Annotated in this window: 13 protein-coding genes; 5 read left to right on the top strand and 8 right to left on the bottom strand. The window is 45.8% G+C overall.

From position 1 onward, the window contains the following. Positions 1-48 precede the first annotated feature (48 nt). The 3 genes from ACOJR9_RS17255 to trmB are packed head-to-tail and all read left to right on the top strand — an operon-like array spanning position 49 to position 2469. On the top strand, positions 49-981 hold the full coding sequence (locus tag ACOJR9_RS17255) for an ABC transporter ATP-binding protein (protein ID WP_420934123.1): 933 nt from the start codon (positions 49-51) through the stop codon (positions 979-981). A gap of 4 nt (positions 982-985) precedes the next feature. Next, positions 986-1801: an ABC transporter permease gene (locus ACOJR9_RS17250; protein WP_420934122.1), complete on the top strand. Its 816-nt coding sequence runs from the start codon at positions 986-988 to the stop codon at positions 1799-1801. Next, positions 1801-2469 (top strand): tRNA (guanine(46)-N(7))-methyltransferase TrmB, encoded by a 669-nt coding sequence (trmB, locus tag ACOJR9_RS17245; protein WP_420934121.1) that lies wholly within the window; start codon positions 1801-1803, stop codon positions 2467-2469. Before ACOJR9_RS17250 ends, trmB begins: the two co-directional genes overlap by 1 nt. A 59-nt stretch (positions 2470-2528) precedes the next feature. Here trmB and ACOJR9_RS17240 read toward each other — a convergent pair whose 3' ends face one another. Next, the gene (locus tag ACOJR9_RS17240; protein WP_420934120.1) at positions 2529-3272 is read right to left on the bottom strand and encodes an EAL domain-containing protein; all 744 of its coding nucleotides are present in this window, start codon (positions 3270-3272) and stop codon (positions 2529-2531) included. Positions 3273-3735: 463 nt separating this feature from the next. On the opposite strand from ACOJR9_RS17240, the gene panP reads away from it, so the two are divergent. Continuing rightward, complete coding sequence (gene panP / locus ACOJR9_RS17235) at positions 3736-5373, top strand: pyridoxal-dependent aspartate 1-decarboxylase PanP (protein WP_420934119.1); 1638 nt, start codon at positions 3736-3738, stop codon at positions 5371-5373. Between the two features lie 99 nt (positions 5374-5472). Here the strand turns inward: panP and panC are convergent, their stop codons facing one another. From panC to sfsA, 7 genes are all read right to left on the bottom strand, one after another. Then, a complete protein-coding gene (gene panC / locus ACOJR9_RS17230; RefSeq protein ID WP_420934118.1) occupies positions 5473-6321 on the bottom strand; it encodes a pantoate--beta-alanine ligase in 849 nt (282 codons plus the stop codon). Between the two features lie 65 nt (positions 6322-6386). After that, positions 6387-7181, bottom strand: a complete 795-nt coding sequence (panB, locus tag ACOJR9_RS17225; RefSeq protein ID WP_420934117.1) for a 3-methyl-2-oxobutanoate hydroxymethyltransferase — start codon at positions 7179-7181, stop codon at positions 6387-6389. 50 nt (positions 7182-7231) lie between these two features. Beyond that, a complete protein-coding gene (folK, locus tag ACOJR9_RS17220) occupies positions 7232-7729 on the bottom strand; it encodes a 2-amino-4-hydroxy-6-hydroxymethyldihydropteridine diphosphokinase (protein WP_420934116.1) in 498 nt (165 codons plus the stop codon). Beyond that, a complete protein-coding gene (pcnB, locus tag ACOJR9_RS17215; RefSeq protein WP_420934115.1) occupies positions 7722-9041 on the bottom strand; it encodes a polynucleotide adenylyltransferase PcnB in 1320 nt (439 codons plus the stop codon). Before pcnB ends, folK begins: the two co-directional genes overlap by 8 nt. A 101-nt stretch (positions 9042-9142) precedes the next feature. After that, positions 9143-10168, bottom strand: coding sequence for a tRNA glutamyl-Q(34) synthetase GluQRS (gene gluQRS / locus ACOJR9_RS17210; RefSeq protein ID WP_420934114.1), 1026 nt, complete (start codon positions 10166-10168; stop codon positions 9143-9145). A 279-nt stretch (positions 10169-10447) separates the two neighbouring features. Further along, on the bottom strand, positions 10448-10897 hold the full coding sequence (gene dksA, locus ACOJR9_RS17205) for an RNA polymerase-binding protein DksA (RefSeq protein ID WP_420934113.1): 450 nt from the start codon (positions 10895-10897) through the stop codon (positions 10448-10450). A gap of 220 nt (positions 10898-11117) precedes the next feature. Next, positions 11118-11819: a DNA/RNA nuclease SfsA gene (gene sfsA / locus ACOJR9_RS17200; protein ID WP_420934112.1), complete on the bottom strand. Its 702-nt coding sequence runs from the start codon at positions 11817-11819 to the stop codon at positions 11118-11120. A gap of 131 nt (positions 11820-11950) precedes the next feature. On the opposite strand from sfsA, the gene pepB reads away from it, so the two are divergent. Continuing rightward, positions 11951-13234 carry an aminopeptidase PepB gene (gene pepB, locus ACOJR9_RS17195; protein WP_420934111.1) on the top strand — a complete coding sequence of 428 codons (1284 nt, stop codon included), beginning with the start codon at positions 11951-11953 and terminating at the stop codon, positions 13232-13234. The last annotated feature ends 75 nt before the right edge of the window (positions 13235-13309 follow it).

Here is a 13309-nt window from a genome sequence, read left to right as displayed (position 1 = left end):
AGTCATTCCCTGGCGGGTTAGCTATAACACTCACAACATGGGTATTTCATGAAAGCGTTAGACATAAAAGGGTTAACAAAAACGTATAAAGGTGGCGTGAAGGCGCTAAAAGGCGTAGACCTTAGCGTGCAAGAGGGCGATTTTTTTGCATTGCTTGGGCCTAACGGAGCCGGCAAATCCACCACCATTGGTATCATTAGTTCACTGGTTAATCAATCCGGTGGAACCGTGTCGGTATTTGGTTATGACCTCATAACACAAAAAGAGCAAGCCAAAGCATGCATTGGTTTAGTACCTCAGGAATTCAATTTCAATCAGTTTGAAACCGTGCTTCAAATAGTGCTCAATCAAGCGGGCTACTATGGTGTACCGCGCAGTATCGCAAAAGAGCGAGCGAAGAAATATCTCGCTAAGCTTGATCTGTGGGAAAAGCGCGACGCCCGTGCTCGTGAACTCTCTGGTGGTATGAAGCGCAGATTAATGATCGCAAGAGCGCTAATGCACGAGCCAAAGTTATTAATTCTTGATGAGCCCACAGCAGGCGTAGATATTGAGATTCGCCGTGCGATGTGGCTGTTCCTCGAGGAAATCAACCGAGCAGGCATCACCATTATACTAACCACCCATTATCTTGAAGAAGCGGAAATGTTGTGCCGCAATATCGCTATCATCAACAAAGGCACCATTGTTGAGAATACGAGTATGAAAGCGTTACTGTCGAAGCTGAACGTAGAAACTTTTGTACTGGATGTGCAGTTGCAAGAGCAAAGTAAAATGGATGCACTTACACTACACGGTGTAGCGCACCGGTGGGGAGATAACCATACGCTAGAGGTTGATGTAGAGAAAGCCGAAGGTCTCAATCCGGTATTTACCCAATTGAGTGAGCAGGGCGTTCAAGTAATGAGCATGCGCAATAAGTCAAATAGGTTAGAAGAATTGTTTGTTCGCTTAGTCGAGTCAGCTAAGCAGGCGGAGTGAAGTAATGAGTGATGAAACAACACACATGAGTGAAGAAAAGAAAATTAGCTGGGTAAAACAAAACTATGTTGCGTTAACCACAATTTGGATAAAAGAGTGTACCCGATTTTTGCGTATCTGGGTGCAAACACTCGTTCCACCTGCCATCACCATGAGCCTGTACTTTGTCATCTTTGGCAGCCTTATTGGTAACCGTATTGGTCAAATGGGTGGCTTTAGCTACATGGAGTTTATTGTGCCAGGCTTAATCATGATGTCAGTGATCACAAGCTCCTATTCCAATGTGTCTTCTTCGTTTTTTAGCGCTAAGTTTCAGCGCAACATTGAAGAACTATTAGTGTCGCCAGTACCCACGTCAGTCATCATTCTAGGCTATGTAGGGGGCGGTGTTGCCCGCGCCATTCTCATTGGCATTATGGTTACCCTAGTGTCGCTATTTTTTGTTGATGTGAAAATTTATAGCTTAGGCATTATTGCCCTTACGGTACTGCTAACGTCTACCCTATTCGCGACGGCGGGTCTAATTAATGCGGTTTTCGCAAAGACATTTGACGACATTAGTGTTGTCCCTACGTTTGTACTGACTCCATTAACCTATTTAGGCGGCGTGTTTTATTCCCTTTCACTGCTGCCTGAGTTTTGGCAGTGGGTAAGTAAAGCTAACCCGGTTGTGTATATGGTTAACGGATTTCGTTATGGTTTCTTGGGGGTATCTGACGTGAACATTACCTTAGCGCTCAGCTTGCTGGTGGGGTTCAACGTGTTGTTATTTAGCGTTGCTTACTACTTATTAAAAACCGGTAAAGGAATTCGTAGTTAATGTCTGACGGCAACTCTCGGTCTATTACGACAAATCAAGTGGGTGTGCACGACAAGCTGGATGAATTGGTTTTAAAGTATCAGTCTTCGGTTAACAAACGTCCTGTTGGGGAGCATACCCAAGCGGCCTTCGATGAGGTGTCTCAGTGGCTCGGCGGGTTTACAGGCCCTGTTATTTTGGACTCTTGCTGCGGTGTGGGAGAAAGCACGGCGACTATTGCTAAGGCACACCCTGAGGCGCGAGTTATCGGGGTGGATAAATCGGCCCAGCGAGTCGAAAAACACAGCCATTATCAAATTGAACAAGATAATTACTGTGTTATTCGCGCCGATGTAAACGACTTGTGGCGGTTAGTTCGTCAGTCTAATTGGCAGGTGGTAAAGCATTACCTCTTGTATCCCAACCCTTACCCGAAGAAAACGCAGGTACAAAAACGGTGGCACGGTAGTGCAGCTATGGTGGATTTAATGGCGATTACCACCAACATTGAAGTACGCAGCAACTGGTTAATTTACCTCATGGAATTTGCTCAAGCGGCAAAGCATTACGGCAGCATTTGCGATCTTAGTGAGGTAAAAGGAGGAAATGCGATGACGCCCTTTGAGCGCAAGTACAGCGGAAGCGGACAAACGTGCTGGAAGCTCAATTGTCGAAGCGAAGAAAGCTAGCGAGTTACATATTCTAGCTATTTCCCGGATTACTTGTGCTAGCGCGCACTAAAACATAACTAATGCTGCTGACGCCTTGCTTGAACATTGTGCTGTATGTCGGCAACGGGCGGGCTAAATACATAGCCTTGTGCATATTTGATGGGAAGGCGTTTAACATCGTTTAAAAGCTGTTGGTTTTCGATGTGCTCTGCAATGACTGCAATGTGCTGGTGTTCACATAAGGCCAGTACGTAGTCGACGTATTCTTTTACTGCGTCTTGCTGTTGATAGTGCTTAATCAGTCCGCCCGCAATTTTTATACCTCTTACCGGTAGGTTCATCAAAGCCCTAATATTGCCTGGACAAGAGCCGACGTTATCAATAAAGACACCTAGCCCGGTATGCATTGCCTTATCAATAAACGACCGAAGCTGCGCCTGATTGGCCAACGCCGTAGCTGCACTCACTTCAATACTCGCTCTTTCAGGGTTGGGGTAGTCGGCAAGCTGCGCCATTAAAGAATGAATAAGTGAGTCGTTATTTAGGTCGTTGGCGGAGATATTGATGTTCCACGGAATATTCACATTGTGGAAGTAACTGGCGCTTTGCAAAAACATACTGGCAGCTAAGGTTTTTACATGCTGCTCTCGCTCTATTAAATACAGAAACTCGCTAGGTAAAAATGTTTTGTCGTTTTGGGTTATCAAACGGGCAAGACACTCATATCGCCATACGCCCTGACTTTCTAAGTCTACGATAGGCTGAAAATACGGAACAATGTCGTCGATTGAAAAATCTTCAGATATTTCACGTATTGGCATAAACAAGTTCCCCCGTTTTTTCGTATTTATTCATAATTAAAATATAGCAGTAAATCTCACATATGCTTCGCTTTTGTGGACGATGACACGTTAATAGGTGGGACGTAAGCACAAATGCTGCTGGTAACCACTTGGCGAAAATTGTAATCTGAGGTAAAGTGCGTGCCCCTGAAAGTAATGTGGGTGTGTTTTGAAAGTAGCATAAAAGTTTTCAGGGTTGGCAACCATTAGACTATGTCAAAACGAATGCGCTGCTCATATTAGGGTGTGCTTGGCGCAAATCATTCAGTGCCAATAGTTCGTAACTAGGTGCTTGGTGTACAGTATTCAATGCGAAGAGCAGACAGCGGTGCTCAAATAAAGTTAGGTCGGTATCATAAACACCACCTACGGCTTTTGTTTTATGCAAAACTCGTCAGAAGCGAAACAATAACGTACAAGTTTGATGTAAGGGGTGTGTTTAGTGGGTGAAGCGCAAGTTAGTTTAGAGCACTTGTTTAGGGTCTTTACCAAGCCTGAGCACAAAGACTCAAAGCTTGCTCAAATTGAGCAGCATTTATCAGACAATATCTTGGACTTTTTGTCTCAACACGTCGTGACGAAAAAGACGTCTTTGGAAGAAGTAGAAAAAGATTTTTCAGATTCTAAGGTACCAGAGTCTCCTGAGTTTGTGTCGACACACGCAGAGAGCTTACTTGATAAACTTGTTGCGCATTCTGTTAATACCTATTCACCCACGTTTATTGGGCATATGACATCCGCATTGCCCTATTTTCATCTGCCACTTTCAAAGCTCATGGTGGGGCTAAACCAAAACTTGGTTAAAATAGAGACTTCAAAAGCGTTCACACCCCTTGAACGCCAAGTGATTGGCATGATGCATAACTTGGTATACGACCAACCTGAGGCCTTTTACAACGCTCATCTTCACAGTGCAGCGCACTCACTCGGCGCATTCTGCTCTGGCGGAACCATCGCCAACATTACGGCATTATGGGTGGCAAGAAACAAGCTGTTAGGCCCACAAAAAGGGTTTGCAGGCGTTGCCAAAGCAGGATTGGCGGCGGCATACCGTTTTCACAACATCAACAATATGGGCATTATGTGCAGCAAGCGCGGGCACTATTCGTTGTCTAAGGCTGTTGATGTATTGGGAATTGGTCGAGAACAGCTTATTACCTTACCTGCGCCTCAGCAAACACTCGATCCAGAGAAAGCTTTACGCGCCGGAAAGCGATATCAAGAAGAGGGCAATAAACTGCTCGCAATTGTTGGTATTGGCGGTACAACGGAGACAGGGCATGTTGATCCACTTGGCGAACTGGCCGATGTTGCTAGAGAGTTAGGCTGTTGGTTCCATGTTGATGCAGCGTGGGGCGGTGCAACATTATTCTCACATCGTTATCGCGATCGTTTAAAAGGTATTGATCGTGCAGACTCGGTGACAATAGATGCCCACAAACAAATGTATGTGCCCATGGGCGCTGGTATGGCGCTATTTAAAAATCCTGAAGATGCCAATGCCGTTAGGCATCACGCGCAATACATACTGCGTGCTGGTTCAAAAGATTTAGGCGCCACTACCCTTGAGGGGTCTCGCAACGGAATGGCAATGATGGTCTATTCGGCGCTGCATATTTTTGGCCGTAAGGGTTACGAGTTATTGATAGACAGCAGCATTGATAAAGCCCATGATTTTGCAGGTATGATCAATAAGGCGCAAGATTTTGAATTAACCACTAGTCCAACGCTATCGCTGCTTACTTATCGGGTTTGTCCAGCAGAAGTGCAGCAAGCGCTTAAAACGGCCTCCTCAGCCATGCGAAAAGCCATTAATCAAAAAATTGATGCGTTAGTGGTTGCCGTTCAAAAACAACAGCGTGAAGCGGGTAAGTCATTTGTGTCTCGAACGCGCCTTGAAGCGCCAGATTATCCAACGCAGTGCATTACCGTGTTTAGAGTTGTACTGGCTAATCCATTAACCAGCCATAACGATTTGGCCGCTATTTTAGCTGAGCAGCATATTATCGCAAAGGGAACGAAAGCGTGGGCCTCGCTCATTGACTTTGTAAAAATCAATGACGTGCAGAGCATAGCTTAAAACCACTGTTAACGGGGCTAAGGCCGTATTCAAACGGCCTCTAATTAAGCTCAACAAACTTATCAACCTTTCTGTAGGAGCAAACGCTTAACGTTGTCTCTACAGCGTAATCTGCAGGTTATCGATTAATCGAGTAGTGCCCATAAAAAGCGCCACTACAATAACAAGGTGCTTATCGCCAGCGACAGGGCGTTGTAAGGTGTTTGCATTAACAATACTTACATAATCGTTTTTGAAACCCTTTGCTTCAAGATTACTAACGATTGAATTAGCTATATCGCTAAACTGCATGTCGCCTTGTTCAATTAGCGCTTTTGCTCGAGTCATCTCTTGGTAAATAAAGCTTGCGGTCTCCTTTTCTTCATTGCTTAAGTAGCCATTGCGAGAGCTCATGGCAAGCCCAGACGCTTCGCGCTGGGTAGCTACGCCATGCACGTTAACCGACATGGAAAGGTCGCGTACCATAGTGCGAATAACGTGAAGCTGCTGAAAATCCTTTTCGCCGAAAAAGGCGTCGTCGGGCTGTACCATATTAAATAGCTTATTCACTACGGTGGCGACACCGCGAAAGTGACCAGGGCGGCTTGCGCCACACAGCACATCAGATATGCCCGGCACTTCCACATACGTTTGTGCGTTAAGGCCGCACGGGTACATATCGCTGACGCTTGGTAAAAATACCGCGTCGACGCCGTTGGCGATAAGTTTAGCTTTGTCTTCTTCTATGGTTCTTGGGTAGGCATCAAGGTCTTCATTTTCGCCAAATTGCATGGGGTTAACAAAGATACTCACTATCACCATGTCGTTATGTGATTTAGCGCGTTTCACCAGTTGAAGGTGTCCATCGTGGAGATTGCCCATAGTAGGAACAAAACCCACTGAGCGGCCTGTGCGTTTGCAGTCGCTGACTACTTCGCGAAGCCATGCAATATCACTTATCACCTTCATAAAAACCTCGTTGTATAAGCTGTATAATGTGGGGATGATACGCAAAGCGGTATCAATGTAGCGTGCTACTCAAAACTATGTTCAGCAGAGGGGAATGTGCCGCGTTTAACGTCGTCGATATACTGCGCCACGGCTTTACGCATGTCACCCGTTTCAATTAGGTAGTTCTTTGAGAACTTAGGCATGTAGTTAGCGCTAATGCCGAACATATCGTGCATCACTAAAATTTGACCATCGGTGTCTTTGCCCGCGCCTATACCGATAACGGGTATAGTGAGGGTCTCACTAATTAACTTGCCTAGCGATGTGGGAACGCACTCAAGTACCAGTAACTGTATACCAGCGACCTCTAGGGCTTTAGCCTCTTCAACAAGCTTTTGAGCTTGCCCATTGCCTCGACCTTGTACTTTAAAGCCACCGAATACATGCACAGACTGCGGCGTTAGGCCTAAATGACCGCACACAGGTACACCGCGAAGGTTAAGCCCCGCAATGGTGTCACACAACCAGCTTCCGCCCTCCATTTTAACCATGCTAGCGCCAGCGGCCATAAGTATTGCAGCGTTCCCGTAGGTTTGCTCTGGAGTGGCATAAGACATAAACGGCATGTCGGCAATCACAAAAGCACGCTGAGTGCCTTTTCGAACGCTTTTTGTGTGATAGGCAATATCGTCCACGGTGACCGGTAGAGTGTCATCTTCGCCTTGTAAAACCATGCCAAGTGAATCGCCAATTAACAATGCATCAATACCTTGCTCATCAAACATTTTGGCAAAGCTGGCATCGTAAGCGGTTAAAGAGGTAATCTTTTCACCGGCTTGCTTCTTTTTGAGCAGGCCGGAAACAGTAACTTTCTTCATAACAAGGTCCAGATGTTTATATCAAGATGGGAACTATACGGATTTTGCTATTAATTGGAAGCGCGCAGGCGCCGCAGACCGTCTAGCGAACAGTTAGCCACCCAGCTTGCAATGGGTTTTCCATCTTTCATCACCATGGTAGGGGCTATTTCAAAAAGCGGTACCATCACAAATTCTCTCTCAGCCATTCCATAATGCGGAATTATCAAGTCAGCGGTATCGATGTGCTGACTGCCGTAAAGTAAAATATCTAAATCGAGTGTGCGAGGACCCCATCTGTCGCCTTTTCGCACTCTTCCATTTTCAAGCTCTATGCGTTGCAGTTGCTTTAATAGGCTGTGAGGTTTAAGCGTAGTTTCTATGAGACAGACAGCATTTATGTAGTCGGGTTGATCTTGAGGGCCCATTGGCTTGCTGGCATAAAGGGAGGAGGTTTTCAGTAAGCGAGTACCTTCAAGACTACCGATAGCTTCAAATGCATATGCAGCTTGCCGCTCGCAATCGCCAAGATTACTTCCTATACCAATATACACATGCTCTTTAAGCATCAGAATCTCTCTTAACCGGCCTACGCTTGCGTTTACGTGGTGCACCTTTGTTTGAGCTGTCCGCTCGTTTAAGGGCGTTAAGCATACCTTTTTGCTTACCGCTTTCAGCATGCTGGAAGTGCGTCCACCACTGAGCAAGCTCTAATAAATCGCCGCCTTCAGTTTGTCCTCTTGCCAGTAAGAAATCGTAACCAGCCCTGAATTTAGGGTGAGTAAGCAACTGAAAAGCGCGACGACCAAAGCGTTTAGGAAGGCGCTGCTGCAAGATCCAAATGTCTCGCATCACAGTGGAGAAACGCTTGGGGATCATAATGCGCTGGGTTTGCTTAGCAATGACTTCACTTGAAGCAATATTAAAGGCGTCGTGGGCATTTAACCCAGACTCCAACTGCAGACGTTGTGATTGTTCTTCAACGGGGTACCATAGCAATGCGGCATACAAGAACGCTGGCGTTACCCGTTGCTCGTTGTTAATCCTTTCATCAGTATTGGCAAGTACGTGACGTACGAACTGCATTTCTTTGCTGTTCTCGTCTTTCAAAAAGGGCGCCAATTGAGGGAATAATTGGTTGATAAGACCAAATTCACGCATCATTAAAAACGTTTCTTCGCCCTTGCCGGATAAAAACAGCTTAAGTGTTTCTTCAAACAAGCGCGCAGGTGGAATATTTTGAAGCAGGCTTGCTAAGTTTTTGATCGGCGCGGCCGTGGAGGCGTCAATGCGCATGGACAGCTTTACGGCAAAGCGAATGGCGCGAAGCATGCGAACAGGGTCTTCGCGGTAGCGAGTTTCTGGATCGCCCATTAATACCACTTTACGCTTTTCAATAGCAGCCAGACCGTTAGCAAAGTCTTTTACCGTAAAATCAGCCACGTTGTAATACATGGCGTTAAATGTGAAATCTCGGCGCTCTGCATCCTCTTCAATAGAACCAAATACGTTGTCTCTCACAAGCTGCCCTTGAGCGTCTTGTGAGCCAGTGGCTTTATTTTTTGGAATCGTCTCACTTTCATCCGTTTCTTGATGATGGCCACGGAATGTCGCTACTTCAATAATTTCTCTGCCGAACACAATATGGGCAAGGCGAAACCGGCGGCCTATTAAGCGGCAGTTCCGAAACAGCCCTTTTATCTGATCAGGTGTAGCATTGGTGACCACATCAAAATCTTTTGGTTCATATCCCATCAAAATGTCGCGAACACAACCCCCGACCAAATAAGACTCGAAGCCTGCTCCGTTAAGGCGATACATGACTTTTAACGCATTAGCACTGATATCTTCACGAGAAATACCATGCTCACCTCGAGTCATTACTCGGGGTTGTAATGCTTTGCCAGACGAGCCCTCTTTTGAGAATACACGCTTAACAGATTTGAAAACACGATGAATGATGGTGGTATCTCCGCAATAAATTAAGGAACGCTATCATAAGTGGATTCATGCTGATGAACAATAATTTCGGGTGTTTTCACTACTTTTTTCCTGTCCCATAGAGAAACAGCGAATGACAGTAATGAGTCTATTGAGTCGAAATCTTGACGTTTAACCTCATCGAAGCCCAAAAAATGCAGGGCACTCACTATATTTTTTAATGCTGTAGTGTCGTCGATGGGAGTAGCATGGTTCTGTTTACTCAGTTTTCTACCTGGTGCTATTGCTGCAACGGGTACATGGCCATATTGCAACGTCTGATAGCCAAGGGTGTGATGTACACAGCGATGAAGCGGCGTTACGTCAAGCAAATCGCAACCTCTAATGACGTGAGTCACACCTTGAAAAACATCGTCTAGCACAACCACCAAATTATAGGAGAAAAGCTGATCTCTGCGTCTGATTGTTAGGTCTTCGATGCCTTGAGCTTTAACCACAGGTCGCGCTATCGTTGTGTGCTCATCTACGCTTTGGTCGGCTAATTTTTGATGAGGCGCCGATACTTCGCCCATGATCAAATCAGTGAAAGACGCCAATGGTGTATCGAGTTTTAGCCGAATAGCAAGCGGTTCGTTGGAAGGCCTTAAACCTTTATCTCTGCAGTGACCATTATAAGTGCCGCCCATCGCTTTAATCATTTTGCGCGTGCAGCTGCAGTAGTAAGCCTGACCGTCGTGTAATAATGCGTCTACCACGTCTTGATATCGCGGGTGCTGCTTACTTTGATACATGACTTCACCGTCCCACTGCAAACCGTGGGATTCAAGAGAGTGTAATATAGCAGTATCATTACCTGCGATGCAGCGCGGTTCGTCTATATCCTCCATACGTACTAGCCATTTGCCGTTGTGGTGTTTTGCATCAAGGTAACTGGCTAGGGCGGTAACAAGTGAACCAAAGTGAAGTCGACCGGAAGGAGAGGGGGCAAAACGGCCTGTGTATTTCGTAGTGGCGCTCGAGCGCTCTTGCGAATGTCGGTCAAAATGCTGTTTTAAACAGTTATGCATTGCAATACGCCCCTACAAAAGCGTTTTTTGTATTGCATCTAAAGAGAAGTAAGCGAAATGAAACTAGCAAGCCGAAAAGAATACGCTGAGAAAGGAATCTGCTTAAAGTAAAGCAAGCACTATTAAAAAGCCTCATCATAAAATAATGAGGCTTTTTGGAAAACGATGCTGCCAATAAAACACCAACGTTGATATTAATGGTGCCATTGGCATTAAAATAAACAAAAGCATCTGCACTAGCTTTTTCACTACCATCTGTAACAAGACGGTGATGGTAAATCAGCCTTGAAGCTGTTTCTCTTTAATTTCAGCCATCGTTTTGCAGTCAATGCATAAGTCGGCAGTTGGACGAGCCTCTAAACGGCGAATACCAATCTCAATACCACACTGGTCGCAGAAGCCAAAATCGTCATCTTCAATACGCTTGAGTGTTTTTTCAATTTTTTTGATTAGTTTGCGCTCGCGGTCACGGGTACGCAACTCCAAGCTAAACTCTTCTTCTTGCGCTGCACGGTCGACGGGATCAGGAAAATTCGCTGCCTCGTCCTTCATGTGCGTTACAGTACGGTCAACTTCTTCGCGAAGCTGATTACGCCATGCTCTAAGCAGAAGACGAAAGTGTTCCATTTGGGGATCGCCCATGTACTCTTCGTCTGTTTTTGGCTGGTAAGGCTGTAAACCTGCCAGTGCTAATAGTCCCAAGGATTTTGTTTCTTTTCCTGTTGGCATGTGCCACATCTCCTACACTACGACATCCATTTTATCCTGAGTGAGCCGATATCTATATCAGACTCGACAGCCTCAGGCAATCAATTGTGTCTATGTAATTATTATGCTGGTATCTCTTTTTACGGTTAGCCAGCTTGGCTCCCATCAAACGCATTAGTGCGTTCACCCGCCAAAACAAGGCGCAAATATGAAGCCGAATTAAAAAAAATCAACCTATTTTTTACAAAATAATAGGGAGTGATTGATTTAACTCGATTTTTTGTTCATTAATCGCGCAGGCCATTGCTAAGATGTTTACACCTGCACGAGCCGCGGTTGTTACGCTCTCTGCATAGCGAGGATCAATGTGTTCTGCAATGCGAACCGATGTTATTGCAGTATGCTGCACGCAAAAGAGCAACGTGGTTTGAATACCTTCTTCAGCCAATCGCGCTAATTCAAGACAGTGCTTTGCCCCACGTTGCGTCACGGCATCGGGAAAGTAACCTTGATGGCCATCGGCTAGGGTTACAGATTTCACTTCCATGTATTCAACGGTACCGTCTCTTGTCAGTGCAAAATCAAATCGGCTGTTAGCGGTTGGAGGTGTTACTTCTGCTTTCCAGTCTGAAATATCAGAAAATTCTTCAATTACCTTGTTATTCAGTGCTTCTGCCACCAACTTATTAGCATTGTGAGTATTGATACCTATAAAGTGGTCATCAAAGGTTTTAGCCACTTCCCACGTATACTTGAGTTTGCGTTTTGGGTTGTTGGACTCACTTAAGAAGACGGTATAACCTGGTTCGGCGCAGCCTGTCATGCCACCTGTATTTGGACAATGGGCCGTTACAACGTGGCCGTCTTCTAGTTCAACGTCGGTAAGAAAGCGTTTGTACCGTTTAATGAGTGTGCCGCGTATAAGCGGTGATGAGAAATGCATAATTCTCCTTAATTGAGAGAACAAATGTTGTTTACGTACTACAGAATAGTTGAGGCTGAGGCCTCCTAAACTAGCCCTAGCGATAAGTACGGTCAACATAGCGAACAATAGTATATAAGGATTAAAACATAATGGCAGAATTTACCGTAAGTCTTTCTACTCAATCAGCTAACCTGTCGTGGGGAGATAATGCGTCGCTTTCTTTCGTAGAATCAGGTGCTGTCATTCACTTGCCCGATGACAATGTCAATGAGCGCACTATTCAGCAGGCTGCACGTAAACTCGATGGAATCGGCTTGCCAAGCGTTACGCTCGCTGGCGAATGGAGCAAAGAGCAGCAATGGGCATTTGCGTTGAGTTTTACAAGAGCTAGAAAGCCCGCGAGTATTACTTGGGCAAATAACAACGACAAAGCGGCGTTAGAGCACGAATACGCAGCCTTATTATTTACTCGACAGCTTGTCAATGACACGCCGGAAGATTTGAGCCCTGAAACCTTAGCTCAGCGTGCTGCTGATTGGCTTAAGTCACTAGGTAAAGACAAAGTTGATTACACCATGACGGTGGGTGAAGCGCTGAAAGACGAAGGTTGGGTAGGCATATACAATGTGGGGCGAGGAAGCGAGCGTCCGCCAGCTATGCTTGTGCTTGATTACAACCCTATAGGCAACGCCGATGCACCTATAGATGCGGTATTAGTCGGTAAGGGTATTACCTTTGATAGCGGTGGTTACAGCATAAAATCGAGTGAAGGTATGCTTGATATGAAATGCGACATGGGTGGTGCAGCAACAGTCACAGGTGCCCTTGGCTTAGCCATTACGCAAGGAATAAAAAAGCGTATTCAACTGATTCTGTGCTGCGCAGAAAATCTCATCAGTGGCCACGCCTACAAACTAGGCGATGTACTGACTTACAAAAATGGAGTATCGGTAGAGGTAGTCAATACCGATGCTGAAGGACGACTCGTGCTGGCCGATGGACTAATGGCGGCTACAGATACCGGAGCGCCGCTAATTATTGACGCGGCGACACTGACTGGAGCTGCTGTGGTAGCGTTGGGTTCTGATTATCATGCTGTCTTTTCAATGGATGATAATGCAAAAGAGCAGATGCTAAATGCTGCAAAAGCAGAAAACGAACGTTTTTGGCCACTACCACTAGAGCCTTTTCACGCAGATCGTTGCCCATCGGCCTTCGCTGACACGGCAAACAGTCGTCCGATGAAAGGCGGCGGTGGCGGCGGTGCATCGAACGCGGCAGGGTTCTTATCGCGCTTTGTGAAGGCCAAAGGCTGGATCCATTTAGATTTAGCAGCAGCGTATCATGGCGGTGCGACTGCCGAAATGCCTGTTGGCGCTACGGCGAAAGGCATTCGCACTATAGCAAGAATGCTCCACGACTTTAACGCGTAGAAGGCTAATGCTTTTGCTGATAGTTAGCACAAGCGGTATTACCAAGCTATGAGCGCTTGGCTTTAAAAAATTTGA

Origin of the sequence: Alteromonas ulvae (assembly GCF_048987005.1) — a bacterium.
Taxonomy (GTDB): domain Bacteria; phylum Pseudomonadota; class Gammaproteobacteria; order Enterobacterales; family Alteromonadaceae; genus Alteromonas.
Note: the sequence above shows the minus strand (reverse complement) of the source record. Positions and strands in the feature narration are given on the sequence as shown.